The organism is Streptomyces sp. 2-1 (assembly GCF_048564895.1).
Lineage (GTDB): Bacteria > Actinomycetota > Actinomycetes > Streptomycetales > Streptomycetaceae > Streptomyces > Streptomyces phaeochromogenes.
Window position 1 is genome coordinate 1271346 of record NZ_CP183383.1, and the last position, 15823, is coordinate 1287168.

The 15823-nt window shown below is 69.2% G+C and carries 14 protein-coding genes; 3 read left to right on the plus strand and 11 right to left on the minus strand.

All coding sequences use genetic code 11. From position 1 onward, the window contains the following. Window positions 1-22: 22 nt before the first annotated feature. The 10 genes from ACN20J_RS05750 to ACN20J_RS05795 form a co-directional block, all read right to left on the minus strand. A complete protein-coding gene (locus ACN20J_RS05750; RefSeq protein ID WP_190228452.1) occupies window positions 23-652 on the minus strand; it encodes a DoxX family protein in 630 nt (209 codons plus the stop codon). A gap of 207 nt (window positions 653-859) precedes the next feature. Beyond that, window positions 860-1588, minus strand: coding sequence for a pyruvate formate-lyase-activating protein (gene pflA / locus ACN20J_RS05755; protein ID WP_419668836.1), 729 nt, complete (start codon window positions 1586-1588; stop codon window positions 860-862). A gap of 14 nt (window positions 1589-1602) precedes the next feature. After that, on the minus strand, window positions 1603-3864 hold the full coding sequence (pflB, locus tag ACN20J_RS05760; RefSeq protein ID WP_419665403.1) for a formate C-acetyltransferase: 2262 nt from the start codon (window positions 3862-3864) through the stop codon (window positions 1603-1605). A gap of 298 nt (window positions 3865-4162) precedes the next feature. After that, the gene (locus tag ACN20J_RS05765) at window positions 4163-5086 is read right to left on the minus strand and encodes a carbamate kinase (protein WP_361915964.1); all 924 of its coding nucleotides are present in this window, start codon (window positions 5084-5086) and stop codon (window positions 4163-4165) included. 3 nt (window positions 5087-5089) lie between these two features. Continuing rightward, window positions 5090-6091, minus strand: coding sequence for an ornithine carbamoyltransferase (gene argF / locus ACN20J_RS05770; protein WP_190228455.1), 1002 nt, complete (start codon window positions 6089-6091; stop codon window positions 5090-5092). Window positions 6092-6127: 36 nt separating this feature from the next. After that, window positions 6128-7357: an arginine deiminase gene (locus ACN20J_RS05775; protein ID WP_419665404.1), complete on the minus strand. Its 1230-nt coding sequence runs from the start codon at window positions 7355-7357 to the stop codon at window positions 6128-6130. A gap of 43 nt (window positions 7358-7400) precedes the next feature. Beyond that, window positions 7401-8834: an APC family permease gene (locus ACN20J_RS05780; protein WP_419668837.1), complete on the minus strand. Its 1434-nt coding sequence runs from the start codon at window positions 8832-8834 to the stop codon at window positions 7401-7403. Window positions 8835-9136: 302 nt separating this feature from the next. Then, a complete protein-coding gene (locus tag ACN20J_RS05785) occupies window positions 9137-9577 on the minus strand; it encodes a pyridoxamine 5'-phosphate oxidase family protein (protein ID WP_419665405.1) in 441 nt (146 codons plus the stop codon). 222 nt (window positions 9578-9799) lie between these two features. After that, window positions 9800-10486, minus strand: coding sequence for a helix-turn-helix domain-containing protein (locus tag ACN20J_RS05790; RefSeq protein WP_419665406.1), 687 nt, complete (start codon window positions 10484-10486; stop codon window positions 9800-9802). Window positions 10487-10505: 19 nt separating this feature from the next. Then, window positions 10506-11573, minus strand: coding sequence for a zinc-dependent alcohol dehydrogenase family protein (locus tag ACN20J_RS05795; RefSeq protein WP_361915977.1), 1068 nt, complete (start codon window positions 11571-11573; stop codon window positions 10506-10508). 273 nt (window positions 11574-11846) lie between these two features. On the opposite strand from ACN20J_RS05795, the gene ACN20J_RS05800 reads away from it, so the two are divergent. The 3 genes from ACN20J_RS05800 to ACN20J_RS05810 all read left to right on the plus strand — a co-directional run bounded on the left by ACN20J_RS05800 (window position 11847) and on the right by ACN20J_RS05810 (window position 14205). Continuing rightward, window positions 11847-12548: a CBS domain-containing protein gene (locus ACN20J_RS05800; protein ID WP_419665407.1), complete on the plus strand. Its 702-nt coding sequence runs from the start codon at window positions 11847-11849 to the stop codon at window positions 12546-12548. A gap of 141 nt (window positions 12549-12689) precedes the next feature. After that, entirely contained in the window at window positions 12690-13085 is a 396-nt protein-coding gene (locus ACN20J_RS05805) for an STAS domain-containing protein (protein WP_419665408.1), read from the plus strand. A gap of 484 nt (window positions 13086-13569) precedes the next feature. Then, a complete protein-coding gene (locus ACN20J_RS05810) occupies window positions 13570-14205 on the plus strand; it encodes an N-acetyltransferase family protein (RefSeq protein WP_419665409.1) in 636 nt (211 codons plus the stop codon). A gap of 537 nt (window positions 14206-14742) precedes the next feature. Here the strand turns inward: ACN20J_RS05810 and gap are convergent. Beyond that, window positions 14743-15771, minus strand: coding sequence for a type I glyceraldehyde-3-phosphate dehydrogenase (gene gap / locus ACN20J_RS05815; RefSeq protein WP_190228464.1), 1029 nt, complete (start codon window positions 15769-15771; stop codon window positions 14743-14745). Between the last annotated feature and the right edge of the window lie 52 nt (window positions 15772-15823).

A 15823-nucleotide genomic window follows, 5' to 3' on the forward strand; every position in this document is an offset into this window, starting at 1 on the left:
GGACCCCGCACCCCTCCCGTGGTCAGCGCAGCCAGCTGTTGTGGCGCACGAACGGCAGCTTCGCCCAGAGCCTGCCGGCACCCCAGGTGTCACCGGCCGAGGCCACGGCCAGGGCGATCAGGACGACGGCGTAGATGAGGTGGTAGTCGACGAACGGGTTCGTGGACATGCTCGGCGATCCGTCGGAGAGGTGCTTTGCGGGCGGCCATTCGGCGATCCACATCAGCGCCATCATCGCGGTGCCCGCGACGGCCGCGAGCCGCAGCGCGAAGCCTCCGACCAGGGCGAGCCCCACGCCGAGCAGACCGGCCATGAACAGCCAGTCGGCCCAGGTACCACCGGCCCAGGAGTGGAAGGTGGACTCCATGGGCCCCGCGGCGACACCGCTCAGGAACCCCACGGTCGGCGAACCGCCGTCGATCCACCCCTTGCCGGAAGGGGTCGCGTAGCCGAAGCCGAAGGTCTTGTCGAGGAAGGCCCACAGGAAGGCGAAGCCGGTCAGCAGCCGCAACGACGCGAAAGCGTAAGCCCGCAGCGAGTACGTGCCGGTGCTCGCCGACACGACGGACTCGGAGGTGGTCGCGGTCCGGTGCCCACGCCAGGTGGGCAGGTGGAACCCCGGGCGCCGGTGAGAGTGCTCGTGCAGGGCCATGATGGTGATCCCTTCGGGAAGTAACGATGCCGGGCCTGTGCCCTGACACCACTCACTCTCGTGGTGCGGGAGGGGGCGCCGCCGGATGCCGAAGGTCCACTGCCGTTGGGCTGAACGGCCCCTTCCACAGGGCCGGTTGGGAACGGTGCCGGCGCCGCCGACCGCCGTGGCCGCATACCGGCACTGGTTCCGTACTCGGGACGAAGCTCAGTAGGTGACGAGACCGCGTTCCCTGAACTGCTCTCGGACCCGTTCGGTCAATGCCGGTTCGGGGACGGGGTTGTCGCGCAGCGGGAAGGGGATGTCCAGGGCTTCGTACTTCGAGGCGCCCAGCTTGTGGAACGGCAGGACGTCCACGCGGTCGACGTTGCCGAGGCCGGCGACGAAGCGAGCCAGTCCGTCGACCGCTGCGGGGTCGTCGGTCCAGCCGGGGACGAGGACGTAGCGGATCCACACCGGGATGCCCAGGCGGTCCAGGCGGGTGGCGAAGCTGAGCGTGGGGGCGAGTTCGCCTCCGGTCAGCTTCCGGTACCTGGCGATCTCGAATGCCTTGATGTCGAGCAGCACCAGGTCGGTGTCGGCAAGGAGTTCGTCGGTGGCCCGGGCGCCGAGGAAGCCGGAGGTGTCCACGGCGGTGTGCAGTCCGGCCTCCTTGCAGCGGCGCAGGACCGAGGCGGTGAAGGCGGGCTGGAGCAGTGGCTCACCGCCGGTGATCGTCACCCCTCCCCCGGCCGTCGTGATGAACCCTCGGTACTTCTCGATCTCAGCCATCACCTCGTCGACGGTGGCCTCCCGGCCGTCCCTCATGTGCCAGGTGTCGGGGTTGGCGCAGTACAGACAGCGCAGCGGGCAGCCGTTGACGAAGAGGACGAACCGGGTCCCGGGGCCGTCCACGCCGGTGGACAGGTCCCAGGAGTGGATCCGGCCGGTCGTCATCGCCTTCACGGTGCTCACAGCGTTCCGTGGAAGGTGCGGCTGATCACGTCGAGCTGCTGCTCGCGGGTGAGGCGTACGAAGTTGACGGCGTATCCGGAGACCCGGATGGTCAGCTCCGGGTACTTCTCCGGGTGTTCCATGGCGTCCTCGAGCGTCGCCCGATCGAGGACGTTGACGTTCATGTGGAAGCCGCCGGAGGCCGTGTACGCGTCGAGAATGCCGACCAGATGGCCCGCGCGCTCGGCGGGCGCGTGCCCCAGCCCCTCCGGTGTGATCGTCGTGGTCAGCGAGATCCCGTCACGTGCCTGCTCGTAGGGGAGCTTGGCGACCGAGAGCGCGGAGGCGGCCACCCCGTGCCGGTCACGGCCGTTCATGGGGTTGGCACCGGGTGCGAAGGGCTGTCCGGCTCGCCGACCGTCGGGGGTGTTGCCCGTGTGTTTGCCGTAGACGACGTTCGAGGTGATCGTCAGTACCGACTGGGTGTGCTCGGCATCGCGGTAGGCGGGGTGTGCGCGCACCTTCGCCATGAAGGACTTCACCAGCTCGACGGCGATGGCGTCGACGCGGTCGTCGTTGTTGCCGTACGCCGGGTAGTCGCCCTCGGTCTCGTAGTCCACGGCCAGCCCGGCGCCGTCGCGGATCACCTTCACCCGTGCGTACTTGACGGCCGAGAGGCTGTCGGCCGCGACCGAGAGCCCGGCGATGCCGCACGCCATGAAGCGATGCACGGGGTGGTCGTGCAGCGCCATCTCGATGCGCTCGTAGGCGTACTTGTCGTGCATGAAGTGGATGACGTTGAGCGTGTTGACGTAGGTGGCGGCCAGCCAGTCCAGCATCCCGTCGTACGCCTTCGACAGTTCCTCGTACTCCAGGTACTCGCCGGTCAGTGCGGGCGCCTCGGGGCCGATCCGCTCGCCGGTCATCTCGTCCCGGCCGCCATTGATCGCGTACAGCAGGGCCTTGGCCAGGTTCACCCGGGCCCCGAAGAACTGCATCTGCCGGCCGACCGCCATCGCCGAGACGCAGCAGGCGATCGCCGTGTCGTCACCGGTGCACGGGCGCATCAGCTCGTCGGACTCGTACTGGACCGCGCTGGTGTCGATGGACACCTGGGCGCAGAACCGCTTGAAGGCGTCGGGCAGCCGGGGCGACCACAGCACTGTCAGGTTGGGCTCCGGGGCGGGGCCGAGGTTGTAGAGCGTCTGGAGGAAGCGGAAGGAGGTACGGGTGACCAGCGGACGTCCGTCGGTGCCGATGCCGCCGATGGACTCGGTGACCCAGGTCGGGTCGCCGGAGAACAGCGCGTCGTACTCGGGGGTGCGCAGGAACCGTACGATCCGCAGCTTGATCACGAAGTCGTCGATCAGCTCCTGGGCCCGGGCCTCGTCGATGCGGCCCTCGGTCAGATCGCGTTGGAGGTAGACGTCCAGGAAGGTCGAGGTGCGGCCCAGCGACATCGCCGCGCCGTTCTGCTCCTTCACCGCGGCCAGATAGCCGAGGTAGAGCCACTGGACGGCCTCGTGCGCGGTGGCGGCGGGTCGGGTGACGTCGCAGCCGTACGAGGCGGCCATCTCTGCCAGCTCGCCCAACGCCCTTGTCTGCTCGGCCAGTTCCTCACGGTCCCGGATGACGTCCGGTGTGGAGGGCCGTGCGTCCAGCAAGGCGCGCTCGGCCCGCTTGTCCTCCGCGAGCCGGTTGGTGCCGTAGAGCGCCACCCTGCGGTAGTCGCCGATGATCCGGCCGCGGCCGTAGGCGTCGGGCAGACCGGTGATGATCCCGGCCTTGCGCGCGGCGCGCATCTCGGGGGTGTACGCGTCGAAGACTCCGTCGTTGTGGGTCTTGCGGTAGGTGCCGAAAACCCTGGTGACGAAGGGGTCGGCCTCGTAGCCGTACGCCTTGAGTCCGTTCTCGACCATGCGCAGGCCGCCGTTCGGCATGATCGCGCGCTTCAGCGGGGCGTCGGTCTGCAGGCCGACGATCAGCTCCCGCTCGCGGTCGATGTATCCAGGCGCGTGCGAGGTGATCGTGGAAGGGGTCGCGGTGTCGACGTCCAGGATGCCCCTGCGCCGCTCCTCCGGGAACAGCGCGACGATCTTCTGCCACACGGCGCGGGTGCGCTCCGTGGGACCGGCGAGGAAGGCCGCGTCGCCTTCGTACGGCGTGTAGTTGGCCTGGATGAAGTCGCGCACGTCCACGTGGTCGCGCCAGTGCCCGCCCGCGAAACCATGCCACGCGGACCCGGGTGCCTGCACGCTGGTTGGTGCCACCGTCGCCATCACTGCCTCCGCATACCTTCATGACGCGTCCGCGGAATCCCGTGGACGTCTCTGCTGTCGATACTCGTCCGCGCGACAGGCGCGGAACAGGGCCGTCGGGAGCCCTCAGCGGCGCCGATCGGCCCAGGACAAAGCAGGTCGTCCGGGCCGGTGTTCCCGCCTCGATGGGGCCGATCGGCCTTCTCCCACCAGACACCCGGCACCCCGCGCGGCGACACGACGTCGCTGTGCCACCGACAGCTGCCCCGTGGTTCCCGCGCCCGGGCCCATGGGTGTCCCATCTCATGAGACGGGACACCTAGACGATGGGCAGTTCGGGTCGGATGAGGGTGCCGGCATTTCCGTGGATGATCTCGTCCGCCGCGTCGAGGGCTCCGATCGCGGCCAGGCCTCCTGTGCGTTCGACGAACCGGGCGGCCGCCTCCGTCTTGGGCTTCATCGAACCGTCCGGAAAGCCGCCCTGGCGCAGTTCGTCGGGGGTGGCGTCGAGGACGGGCCGCTGCTGCGGAGTGCCGAAGTCGGTGTACACGTTCGGGACGTCGGTGAGAATGAGGAGGAAGTCGGCCTTCAGCTCTTCGGCGAGCAGGGCCGCGGTGAGGTCCTTGTCGATGACGGCTTCGGCCCCGCTCAGAGCGCTGGTGTCGTTGTCGGCCGTGACAGGGATGCCCCCGCCGCCGGCGCAGATGACGAGGGTGCCGCAGGTGAGCAGATCGTGGATGGTGTCGCTCTCCACGATCCTCTGGGGAGCCGGAGAAGCCACGACGCGGCGCCAGCCGGTGGTGTCCTCGGCGATGTGCCAGCCGCGTGCCCGGGCAAGTGTCCGGGCCAGGTTCTGGGGGTACACCTGGCCGACGAACTTGGTGGGACGGCCGAAGGCGGGGTCGTCGGCCCTGACCACGGTGTGGGTGACCAGTGCGGCGACCCGCCGTCCGGGCAGAACGCCACGCAGGGTGCGGGCCAGCAGTGACCCGATCATCCCCTGGGTCTGGGCACCGAGAACGTCCAGTGGGTACGGGACGGTCAGGGCGGGGTCGGCGGCGCTTTCGACGGCGAGCAGACCGATCTGGGGCCCGTTGCCGTGGGTGATGACGAGATCGTGCTCATGCGCGAGCGTCGCGAGTGCGGTGACCGCCCGGTCGATGTTGGCCCGCTGGATCTCCGCATCGGGGCGTTCTCCCCTGCGCAGAAGGGCGTTGCCGCCCAGGGCGACGACGATCCGCATGGTTCAGTCCTCCAGGGTGGCGACGAGTACGGCCTTGATGGTGTGCAGCCGGTTCTCGGCCTGGTCGAAGACGAGGGAGGCGGGTGAGGAGAAGACCTCGTCGGTGACTTCGAGTCCGTCCAGGCCGTAGGTGTCGAACAGTTCGTGGCCCAGCCGGGTGCGCCGGTCGTGCAGGGCCGGCAGGCAGTGCATGAACTGCACGTCGGGGTTGCCGGTCGTCGCCAGCGTCTTGTCGTTGACCTGGTAGGGGATCAGCATCTCGATCCGCTCCCGCCAGGTCTCGGCCGGTTCGCCCATGGAGACCCAGACGTCGGTGTGCAGGAAGTCGGCGTGCCGTACGGCCGTTTCGACGTCCTCGGTGAGAGTGACACGAGCTCCGCTGCGTGCGGCGAGTTCGTGGCAGGCGGTGACCAGCCCGGGCTCGGGCCACAGCGCCCGGGGAGCCGCGATGCGTACGTCCATGCCGAGCAGGGCGCCCATCGAGAGCAGCGAGTTGCCCATGTTGTTGCGGGCGTCTCCGAGATAGCAGTAGCTGATCTCCGTCACGGGTTTGGGGCTGTGCTCGCGCATGGTGAGGATGTCGCACAGGCTCTGCGTGGGATGGGCCGTGTCGGTCAGGCCGTTGAAGACTGGAACGCCGGCGTATTCGGCGAGTTCGGCGACGACGGACTGGGCGGAGCCGCGGTACTCGATGCCGTCGAACATCCGGCCGAGGACGCGCGCGGTGTCGCGTACGGACTCCTTGGTGCCCAAGTGGGTGTCGCCGGGGCCGAGATAGGTGGTGGCGGCGCCCTGGTCGGCTGCGGCGATCTCGAACGCGCAGCGGGTGCGTGTGGAGGTCTTCTCGAAGACCAGCGCAAGGTTCCTGCCGACGAGGCGGGGTCGCTCGGTGCCTGAGCGCTTGGCTGCCTTGAGGTCGGCGGCGAGGTCCAGCAGGTGGTGGATCTCGCGTGCGGTGAAGTCGAGTTCGCCCAGGTATGAGCGGCCTCGCAGATCGACGGCCATGACGGGTCCTTGTCAGCGTGTCGTGTGTCGGTGTGGTCAGATGACCGGATCACGTTCGACAGGGCAGCTCATGCAGCGGGGGCCGCCGCGGCCCCGGCCGAGTTCGGCCCCGGCGACGGTGATCACCTCGATGCCCTGTTTGCGCAGGTAGGTGTTGGTCGTGACGTTCCGCTCGTAGCCGACGACGACTCCGGGGGCGACGGCGAGGAAGTTGCTTCCGTCGTCCCACTGTTCGCGTTCGGCGGCCCGGACGTCCTGCGGCGCGGAGAGCATGCGGACCTTGTCCAGGTCGAGGGCCTCGGCCAGGGCGGTGGCGAGGTCCGAGTCGGGTACGACGTCGAAGCCGGTCCCACGTTCGGCGCTCGGCAGGAGTGTCCAGGAGCGGAGGGAGTCGGCGAGGCCCGGGTAGATGGCGAAGGCGTCGCGGTCCACCATCGTGAGCACGGTATCCAGGTGCATGTAGGCGCGGCTGGACGGGAGTTGGACTGCGATCAGCCGACGGGCCGTGCCGTCCGCGAAGAGGCGGGCGGCCAGGATCTCCACGGCCTGGGTGGTGGTGCGTTCACCCATGCCCACCATGACTGCCCCGTTGCCGAGGACGTGTACGTCGCCGCCTTCGAGGGTGGCCGATCCTCCCGATGTCGAAATCCCCTCCAGGACCGGGGCGTTGGCGTTCGCTGCGAACATCGGGTGGAAGCGGTAGATCGCCGCGGCGTGCAGGCTCTCGCGCCGCCGGGCCGGTTTGGCCATGGGGTTCACGGCCAGCCGGTCGTAGATCCAGCAGGAGTTGTCCCGTGGGAACAGGTGGTTGGGCAGCGGTGCGAGGGCGAAGTCCTCCGAGTCCAGTGCGTTCCAGACCAGGCTGTGCGGGGCGGCGAGCGGAAGGTCGTGCTTGAGCAGGCCGCCGATCAGGTAGCCCGCCAGGGTTTCCCCGTCCAGTTGGGTGCACAGTTCCCGTACCGGCTCGGCCAGCGCCGGGCCGACGGTCGCCGAGGTGACCACCTGGTCCAGCAGCCAGGTGCGGGCTTGCGGGATGTCCAGGGTCCGGGCGAGCAGTTCGGCGAAGTAGTGCACGCGAACGCCCTGGTCGCGCAGGGCCTGGGCGAAGGCGTCGTGCTCCTCGCGGGCTCGCTTGGCCCACAGGATGTCGTCGAAGAGTAGTGCGTCGACGTTGCGGGGGGTCAGCCGGGACAGTTCGAGTCCGGGCCGGTGCAGGATCACCTGTCGGAGTCGGCCGACCTCGGAGTCGACGTGGAAGCCGGTCATGGCGGAGTGCTCCTCAGGGAGTTGGGGGATACGAAACGGGGGGTCAGTCATGGTGACGGCGGTTGATCCGGTTGAGCTCCATGACGGGCGCCGAGTGGTCGCCGCGAGGTGCGCGGTGAGGACCCGCCACGGTCTCTGGCGCCCGCCCCCCGGACTCGGTCTCGGGAGCCGGAGCCGACGGGTCGACGGAGGCCGAAGCCTCTGCTGTTTCCCCGAACTCACCGCGGGCGCGCTTCAGCCAGACGTAGACCGGCAGCCCCAGCAGGAGCACGAACAGCCCGTAGTAGACGGTCTGGTAGCCGCTGCCCTGGATCGACCAGTAGGAGAAGGCCATCGCCAGCGCGGAAACGGTGACGTCCCGCGCGAGCCGCCGCTTGCTGAGGCTTTCCCGACCGCGCACCAGCAGCCAGTACAGCTGGGCGGCGGCGGAGAACAGATACGGGATCACCGCGGTGAGCACACTCAGCAGCACGATCTTGGTGAAGACGTCCTCGAAACGCGTGTAGCTGAACACCGTGATCAGCGAGGCGAGGACGGTGGACGCCACGATGCCGAAGACCGGGACGCCGGCGGCACCGCGCAGCTTCGCGAAGGCCCCGGGAAAGAGTCCGTCGCGGGCCGCCGCGTACGGCATCTCGGCGCAGATCATGGTCCAGCCGTTCAGCGCGCCGATACCGGAGATGATCGCGGCCACGGCCACGGCGTCGCCCGCCCAGGTCCCGCCGAAGATGTTGTTCGCGGCGTCGGTGAACGGTGCGGTGGATGCGCCCAGTTCGCCGTGCGAGACCGTGCCGAAGACGGCGAGGGTGCCCAGGATGTAGATGACGGCGCAGGCCAGGGTGCCGTACACGGTGGCGCGCGGCACATTGCGTCCCGGCTCGCGGACCCGCCCGGCGACCACGGAGGCGGCTTCCAGGCCCAGGTAGCTGAACAGGGCGATGGCCGCGGCCGCCGAGATCGCGCCCAACGCGGACTGCCCACTGGCATTGAAGGTGCCGAAGTTGTCCGGGTCGATGAACAACAGACCGATCGAGGCCATGAAGACCAGCGGAATGAACTTCAGGACGGTGGTGACCACTTGGAAGGCACCCGTGTTCTTCGCGCCGGTGAGGTTGATCGCGGCGGGGATCCACAGGCCGATCAGGGCGATGAACACCGAAGTCCCGGTGCGGTGACCGGTGTTGACGAAGACCTCGACGTACCCGACCCAGGCCACCACGATGGCGGCGTTGCCCGCCCAGGCGGTGATCCAGTACGACCAGGCGTTGAGGAACCCGGCGAACTCACCGAAGGCCTCTCGGGCGTACACGTACGGACCTCCGCTGCCCGAGGCCCGCTTGGACAACGACCCGAAGGTCACCGCCAGCGCCAGAGCTCCGAGGGTCACGGCGACGAAAGCCACCAGCGAGATCGGCCCGTACGGTGCGAGAGCCGACGGGAGCGCGAAGACTCCGGTGCCGATGATGCTGCCGATCACCAGCGCGGTCGCCGCCGGAAGTCCGAGCGCCTGTTTTCTGTCGGGGGGTTGGGCCACCGCCCCCGTGCCGTCGGCATGTTCGGGTCCTCGCTCGGTCGCGGACATGGCTGCGCTCCTTCATCTGACCGTTCCAGCAGGGGAGTTGATCTGGGACTGATCCTGCTGCGCGGGGAGCATCCGCGGTCAGTGGCCACTTGTCCCCCAGCGGGACCGTTGGTCCCTACGCCCTCGTCCCGATCGGCCCATCGGTGACAGAGGTGCGCCCCGCACCAGCCAGGTGCGGGGCGCGTGGCGCAGTTGGTTCAGGAGGAGAGGTCCACCCCGTAGATCGTGGGTCCGCCGACGAGTTCACGACCGGTGACCAGCTCGGCCTCGATGCGCACGAAGACCTCCTCGGGCACGGCGACCCAGGAGCGCGGGCCGGTCAGGGACAACCGCGTGTGCTCGGCGGCATCGGTGACCACGGTGGCGTGTCCGGTGACGACGACGCTCCAGCCGGAGTGCGCAACGGTGTCGACATCGTCCGCCTCGAAGGCGACCACCGCACCGTCGACGGCGCGGGACAGTTCCGAATCCGCCGCGGTGCGCAGCAGCACGGCGGAATCGCTGTCCAGGCCGAAGTTGACCGGCAGGACCGCGGGCAGGGCGTGACGGGTGTGGACAATACGGCCGACGGGCGCCCCGGCCAACAGACGCAGGCACTCCTGCCGGTCGAGTTCGCGGAATCCGTCGTTGGGATGCATCAGGCGCTCCAGCTCTCACGTGGTGCAGCGGTATCTGTCCCATGCTGTGCGCCGGTGGCGGCGGGGACGAGAGCCCACCGGTCCACGACTGCCGGAGAGTGGCCCCGGCGGTGTCGCCCACGGGCGCGCGCCTGAGCATTCCGCCGTTTCGTCGTGGGCGGGCCGGGCCCCCCGACGAAACGGCTGTACCGGCCGCGTCTCCGCGCACACCGCGCGCGGGTCTCAGCGCACCGTGATCGAACGCCCGGTGATATCGGCGAGGTCGACACACACCCATGTGTTCCGCTCGCCGCCCGCCCATGGGCCGCTGTACGCCCGCTCCTCCAGCCGACGTACGGCGTCGGGCTCGGTCACCTCGCGTGCGCGTCCGCGCACGAGCACGCTCCAGCCTCGGCTGAGCGCCTCGTCGATGTGGTCGACCTCGAAGGCGACCTGGTGCCCGGCGGCGGACGCGGGCGCCGAGCCGGGAGCGGTCCGGAATACGACCGCATCGTCGACGACGCTGTAGTTCACGGGGACTACGACTGGGCCGGTGGGCGTGGACGTGGCGAGTCTTCCGACACCGTGCGTCGACATCCGTGCGCGGCACTCCTCAGTGCTCATCTCCACGAGCTCCGGGTGACCGGCGGCCCGGCCGACACCCGGCGGCAGGTCGGCGTCACCACCGCGCAGAGCGGTGACCGTGGTCTCCAGGGCGTCGGCGAGCCGGATGAGGACGCCGGTGCCGGGCGTGGCGGTGGACTGTTCCTCCAGGTACTGGAGGTAGCTGGGGACCGTACCCGCCCGCTCGGCGGTCTCCTGCCGGGTCAGGCCCAGTTCCCCGCGGCGCTGGGCGATGCGCCGCCCGATGTCGCCCCGTGCGGCGCCCGCCGCCGCGGACGCCGTGTTCGGTGGTGTGTGTTCCGGCATTACCGGTCACTTCCTCCTGTCAGGACGCCCTGACCGTCAGGACGTCGTGCGGCTGCCCGCCGAGGACGACTTTGAGCGCGCCGGTGTCGGCGGCCCGGGAGAAGACGTCGTACGCCTCTTCCATCTGCTCCAGCGGGAAGGTGTGAGTGACCATCGACGAGGCGGGCAGGCGGCCCCCCGCCATCATGCGCAGCAGGGTCGGCGTGGAGGACGTGTCGACCAGCCCGGTGGTGATCGTCACGTTCTTGATCCACAGGTCTTCGAGGTGCAGCACGGCGGACTTGCCGTGCACACCGACGTTGGCCACGTGTCCGCCCGGCCGCACCATGCGCGTGCACATCTCGAAGGTCTCCGGGACTCCGACCGCTTCGACGACGACATCGGCCCCGAGGCCTTCGGTGAGGTCGGCGACCAGCGATTCGGCCTCGTCGGCGACGGCCACGGCGTCGGCACCGAGGCGCTTGGCCGCGTCCAGCCGAGCCGGGGCGAGGTCCACCGCGATGATCTTCTCTGGCGTGTACAGCCGGGCAGTGGCGATCGCGGCGAGACCGATGGGACCGGCACCCACGACGGCGACGGTGTCTCCGGGCCGTACGCGGCCGTTCAGCACACCCACTTCGTAGGCCGTGGGGAAGATGTCTGCCAGCAGCACGGCGTCCTTGCTTTCCAAGGCGCCTGGAAGCAGGTGTGTGGACAGGTCAGCGTGGGGCACGCGGACATACTCGGCCTGCGTGCCGTTGATCAGGTGGCCGAGGATCCAGCCTCCTCCGCCGCGGCACTGCCCGTACGATCCCTCCCGGCAGAAGCGGCAGCGGCCGCACGCCGTGATGCACGAGACGAGCACCCGGTCGCCGGGACGAACGGTGCGTACGTCGCTGCCGACCTCGACGATCTCGCCGACGGCCTCGTGACCGAGGACCGTTCCCGGACGTACCTCGGGTACGTCGCCCTTGAGGATGTGCAGGTCCGTTCCACAGATGGTGACGGTGTCGACGCGGACGACCGCGTCGGTGGCGTCCTGGATACCGGGGTCCGCGACATCCTCCCAGGCGGACTGTCCGGGGCCGTGGAAGACGAGTGCCTTCATGACGATCCCTTTCCTCGGTGTGCCGGCCGGCCGTGGTGACCGCTTCGATGCGAGGCCCCGGTTGCGGCCAACCGGTACCGCCCCACATGTCCAGCCTGACCGGGATGGCTGCCGCCCGCATGGGCTGGTCGGCCCCCACCTCAGGAAGACCGGCAGGGCCGGTTCGGGCCGTTCGGCAGCAGGCGGGGCCGATCAGCCCCTGCAGAACCGTGCCGGGGCACCGGACAGTGGGCAGCGAGAACGCTGAGAACCATGTCGAAGGAGGCAGGAGCCATGAGGCACCGCATCGTGAGCGAACTGATGACAACCGAGGTCGTGAGCGTGCGGCAGGACGCGTCTTTCACGGAGATCGCCAAACTGCTCGCTGAGCACGACATCACCGCGGTTCCGGTCGTGGACGACGGCGACCGCCCCGTCGGAGTGGTGTCCGAGGCGGACCTGCTGCGCAGGGAGGCAGGCCGACTCGACACGGCGGCGGGGCCCGGCCTCGACCCCTGGCCCGCCGAACCGGCCAGGGCCGAAGCGACCACGGCCAGTGGGCTGATGACCAGCCCGGCCGTCACCGGCCGTCCGGAATGGACGGCGGCCGAGGCAGCCCGGACGATGGAACGGAACCGTGTCAAGCGACTGCCGGTGGTGGACGCGAGCGGCCGGCTGATCGGCTTGGTAAGCCGTGGCGACCTGCTGCGGGTGTTCCTGCGCGGGGACCGTGCCATCCGTGAGGAGATCACCGGGGACATACTGGTGCACACGCTGGGTATCCCGCCCACAGCGGTGACCGCTCACGTCGTGGACGGCCGGGTCACACTGCGCGGAACCGTTGAGCGCATGACCACCATTCCCGTGGTTGTACGGCTGTGCCGCAGCGTGGACGGCGTGGTCGAGGTCTCGGAACACCTGGATCACCGGGTCGACGACACGGACGACCTGGCATCGGGCATCGACTCCTCGCGACGCGACCAGTTGTCGCCCTGACGAACCGCGAGACCGGCACGGCTGCGCTGCGACGGCCCTCCCCATCTGCACGCGTCCCCTCCGAGAAAAGTCCCCCAAAGGGCAGGAAAGGGTACCGAACGGCCCTACCTACCGCGTAGCCGTCCGGGATCTCCTGAGCGCATGAACGAACTCGGACCCCAGCCGGTGCCCTGCCTGAGCACACACGTCGTCGACGGCGTCACTGTCGTACGGCTGCGCGGCGAGATCGACATTCTGACCGCGACACCCTTGTCGGTGCGTCTCGATGTCCTGACCGCCGGTCCGAGTCCCGAGCTGGTGCTGGACCTGCGATCCATAACATTCATCGACTGCAGTGGTCTGGCGGCGTTGTGCCGCGCCCGGAACCGCACGAAGATCCGGGGCGGACGGCTCCGCCTCGTGACCAGCCGCCCGAGCATTCTGCGCTTGCTGCGCCTGACCGATCTGGCCCACGCCTTCGAGGTGTACCCGCGCCTTTCCGACGCTCTCGCCCGTACTCCGCGCAAGGGCGGCACCCTTCCCGCCACCGCCGGATGATCATGTAACGGATCTCGCCGAACGGGTCGGGGTGAGCACGGTCCGACCCACCCTGCCGGCAGAAGACAATTCGGCGACCCTTCGGACTTTTGCCGCCGGTCACAGCGATCAGCCGGCCCGCAACGGAGCCTTACGCATCACATCCGCCCCGCAGTCCGGACTGTCCGGGGAGCCGCGGCCCTGCCAGCTGCGCCCCCGCGCTGCACCGTCCACTCCACGCTTCCACCAGCCACCGGGGATCAGACCCGAGCTGGCGTCCTGAGCGCGCGGCTCTCGGCTTCCAAACGACATCCGGCGATGCCTCACCGACGACGATTCCCCATCGCCGCCCGGCGGGCCGAGGCGTCACAGCAACGTCGGCACGTTCGGCATCGAGCACACCAAAACAGAGCCCCTCGGCCCCTCCGCCTTCCCTTTCAGCCCATGCCGTCCGTGCCCCGTCCCGATGGACGATGAAACACGAGCCCCGGAAGGAAGGTGTGCGATGACCGGCCTCCAACACGTGCCCACGCACGACCTGCTGTCGGACGGCACCTCGATTCGGATACGGCAGGCCGGTCCCGACGACCGTGAAGCAGTGCGGCGGCTCTACGAAGGGATGTCGCCGGAGCACCTACGGCTGCGGTTCTTCTCGAACTGTGATGGCTCCGCCCGGCAGGCCACCGACCGCGTGACACAGCCGGGCCGCCCGGGCAGCTTCGCCCTGGTCGCCGAGCACGCCGGAGTGATCGTCGGTCTGGCCGAGTACGAGCCCACGGCCAGGTCCTGCGCCGCGGAGATCGCGCTGACGGTCGCAGACGCATGGCAGCGCCGCGGCATCGGCACCCTGCTGCTGGAACACCTTTCGGATGCCGCCCGCATGGCGGGCATTTCCGTTTTCACTGCGAAGACCCTCGCGGAGAACCATGGCATGAGAAAGGTCTTCACCAATCTGGGCCCGCGCGTCAGGTGGCGCCTCGACGGCCCTCAGGCGTACTACAAGGTCGACCTCTACGAGAACGAGGACTGCTTGAGCGCCGTCGGCATCCGCACTGCGTCGTCGGCGCCCTGCGACCGCTGCGAGATCCAGATCGCTTCTGCGGCCCCTGAGCCACTGCCAAGGGCCAACGCACGACGTTGAGCAACGTCGAGATGGGCCTCGGCGTCACACACGCGGCGTTGTACCGGAACTACCCCGACCAGACCCAGTGGTTCGAGGAGCACGTCGCTGACCGGGGCGAGGCAACGGTCACCGGACACCTCGAAGCGAGAAGGCGGCCTTGCCCGGATCCGAGGCGAGAACACCGACCTCTGCAAGCAAGTGAGCAGCCCCGAGGAGCGCCGCCACTACCGCTCGTGGCGTTCCTCTGTTCCGTAGGGCGGACGACATCAGTGCGGGAGCACAGCAGGCGCGTCGTCAGGACCGGCCCGCGGCACCGCTGCATCCTCGGCTGTCCCACCGTCCTGGTCGATGAAGTACGCGGCAACGCAGTCCGACAGAGGCCCTCCGTCGGCTATCGGTGTCTTGGGCAGCGATAGGGACCCATGAAAAACCCGGCGTCCGAGCAGAGGAGGCCGTGTCGCCTGTGTGTGGGCCGACCGGCCCTCAGGGGACCCGGTCGGCCCTGTCGGCCGGCCGTCCGGCCACTCCTCGCGCTGGTGCGGTCGCGGCCGCAACTCAGCTCTGCGGGAGTCGGGCGGCGACGTACTCGGTGAGGTCGAGCAGGCGGTTGGTGTAGCCCCACTCGTTGTCGTACCACCCGAAGACCTTCACCAGGTCGCCGTGCGCCTGCGTCAGCGGAGCGTCGAGCACACACGAGGCGGGGTCACCGACGATGTCCCGGGAGACGATCGGGGCGTCCGAGACGCGCAGGATTCCCTTCAGCGGGCCGTCGGCGGCCTCGCGGAACGCGGCGTTGACCTCGTCCGCGGTCACGGGACGCTCGAGCACCACGCTCAGGTCCGTCAGCGAGCCGTCCTCGACCGGCACCCGAACAGCGATGCCGTCCAGAGTGCCTGCGAGCTTCGGCAGGACGAGCCCCACGGCACGGGCGGCTCCCGTGCTGGTCGGGATGATGTTCACGGCGGCGGTGCGACCGCGACGCGGGTCCTTGTGCGGGCCGTCCAGGACCACCTGGTCGTTGGTGTAGCCGTGGATGGTGGTCATCAGGCCCTTGACGAGGCCGAAGTGCTCGTCCAGCACCTTCACCATCGGTGCCACACAGTTGGTCGTGCACGAGGCGTTGGAGATCACGTGGTCCCGCTCGGGGTCGTAGACGCCCTCATTGACGCCCATCACAACGGTGGCGTCGACTTCCTTGCCCGGTACGGACAACAGCACCTTGCGTGCGCCGGCCTTCAGGTGCAGTCCGGCATCCTCACGGCTGCGGAAGCGGCCGGTGGACTCGATGACGACGTCCACGCCCAGCTCACCCCATGCCAGGGCCGCGGGGTCGCTCTCGGCCGTCACCGCGATGCGGTGACCGTCCACCGTCAGCGACGTGTCGTCGTGCTCGACGCTGCGGCGCAGCCGCCCGAAGGTCGAGTCGTACTCCAGCAGATGGGCCAGCGCCGCCGGCGAGGTGAGGTCGTTGACCGCCACCACCTCGACGGCGGTACCAGTCCCCGCCTCCGCACGCTCCAGCACGCAGCGAAGGTAGTTGCGCCCGATACGGCCGAAGCCGTTGATTCCTATGCGCACGGTCATGTCCGTCGTCCTCCCCGGTCGGTGTCTGGTGTGCGCTGCCAGCCTGCGCAGC

Coding starts and splice junctions, on each gene's coding strand:
- argF (WP_190228455.1), bottom strand. CDS start 6,091: ATGGCCGTCGATCTGCGAGGCCGCTCATACCTGGGCGAACTCGACTTC.
- ACN20J_RS05805 (WP_419665408.1), top strand. CDS start 12,690: ATGAACGAACTCGGACCCCAGCCGGTGCCCTGCCTGAGCACACACGTC.
- ACN20J_RS05750 (WP_190228452.1), bottom strand. CDS start 652: ATGGCCCTGCACGAGCACTCTCACCGGCGCCCGGGGTTCCACCTGCCC.
- gap (WP_190228464.1), bottom strand. CDS start 15,771: ATGACCGTGCGCATAGGAATCAACGGCTTCGGCCGTATCGGGCGCAAC.
- ACN20J_RS05795 (WP_361915977.1), bottom strand. CDS start 11,573: ATGAAGGCACTCGTCTTCCACGGCCCCGGACAGTCCGCCTGGGAGGAT.
- ACN20J_RS05800 (WP_419665407.1), top strand. CDS start 11,847: ATGAGGCACCGCATCGTGAGCGAACTGATGACAACCGAGGTCGTGAGC.
- ACN20J_RS05810 (WP_419665409.1), top strand. CDS start 13,570: ATGACCGGCCTCCAACACGTGCCCACGCACGACCTGCTGTCGGACGGC.
- pflA (WP_419668836.1), bottom strand. CDS start 1,588: ATGACGACCGGCCGGATCCACTCCTGGGACCTGTCCACCGGCGTGGAC.
- pflB (WP_419665403.1), bottom strand. CDS start 3,864: ATGGCGACGGTGGCACCAACCAGCGTGCAGGCACCCGGGTCCGCGTGG.
- ACN20J_RS05775 (WP_419665404.1), bottom strand. CDS start 7,357: ATGACCGGCTTCCACGTCGACTCCGAGGTCGGCCGACTCCGACAGGTG.
- ACN20J_RS05765 (WP_361915964.1), bottom strand. CDS start 5,086: ATGCGGATCGTCGTCGCCCTGGGCGGCAACGCCCTTCTGCGCAGGGGA.
- ACN20J_RS05790 (WP_419665406.1), bottom strand. CDS start 10,486: ATGCCGGAACACACACCACCGAACACGGCGTCCGCGGCGGCGGGCGCC.
- ACN20J_RS05785 (WP_419665405.1), bottom strand. CDS start 9,577: ATGCATCCCAACGACGGATTCCGCGAACTCGACCGGCAGGAGTGCCTG.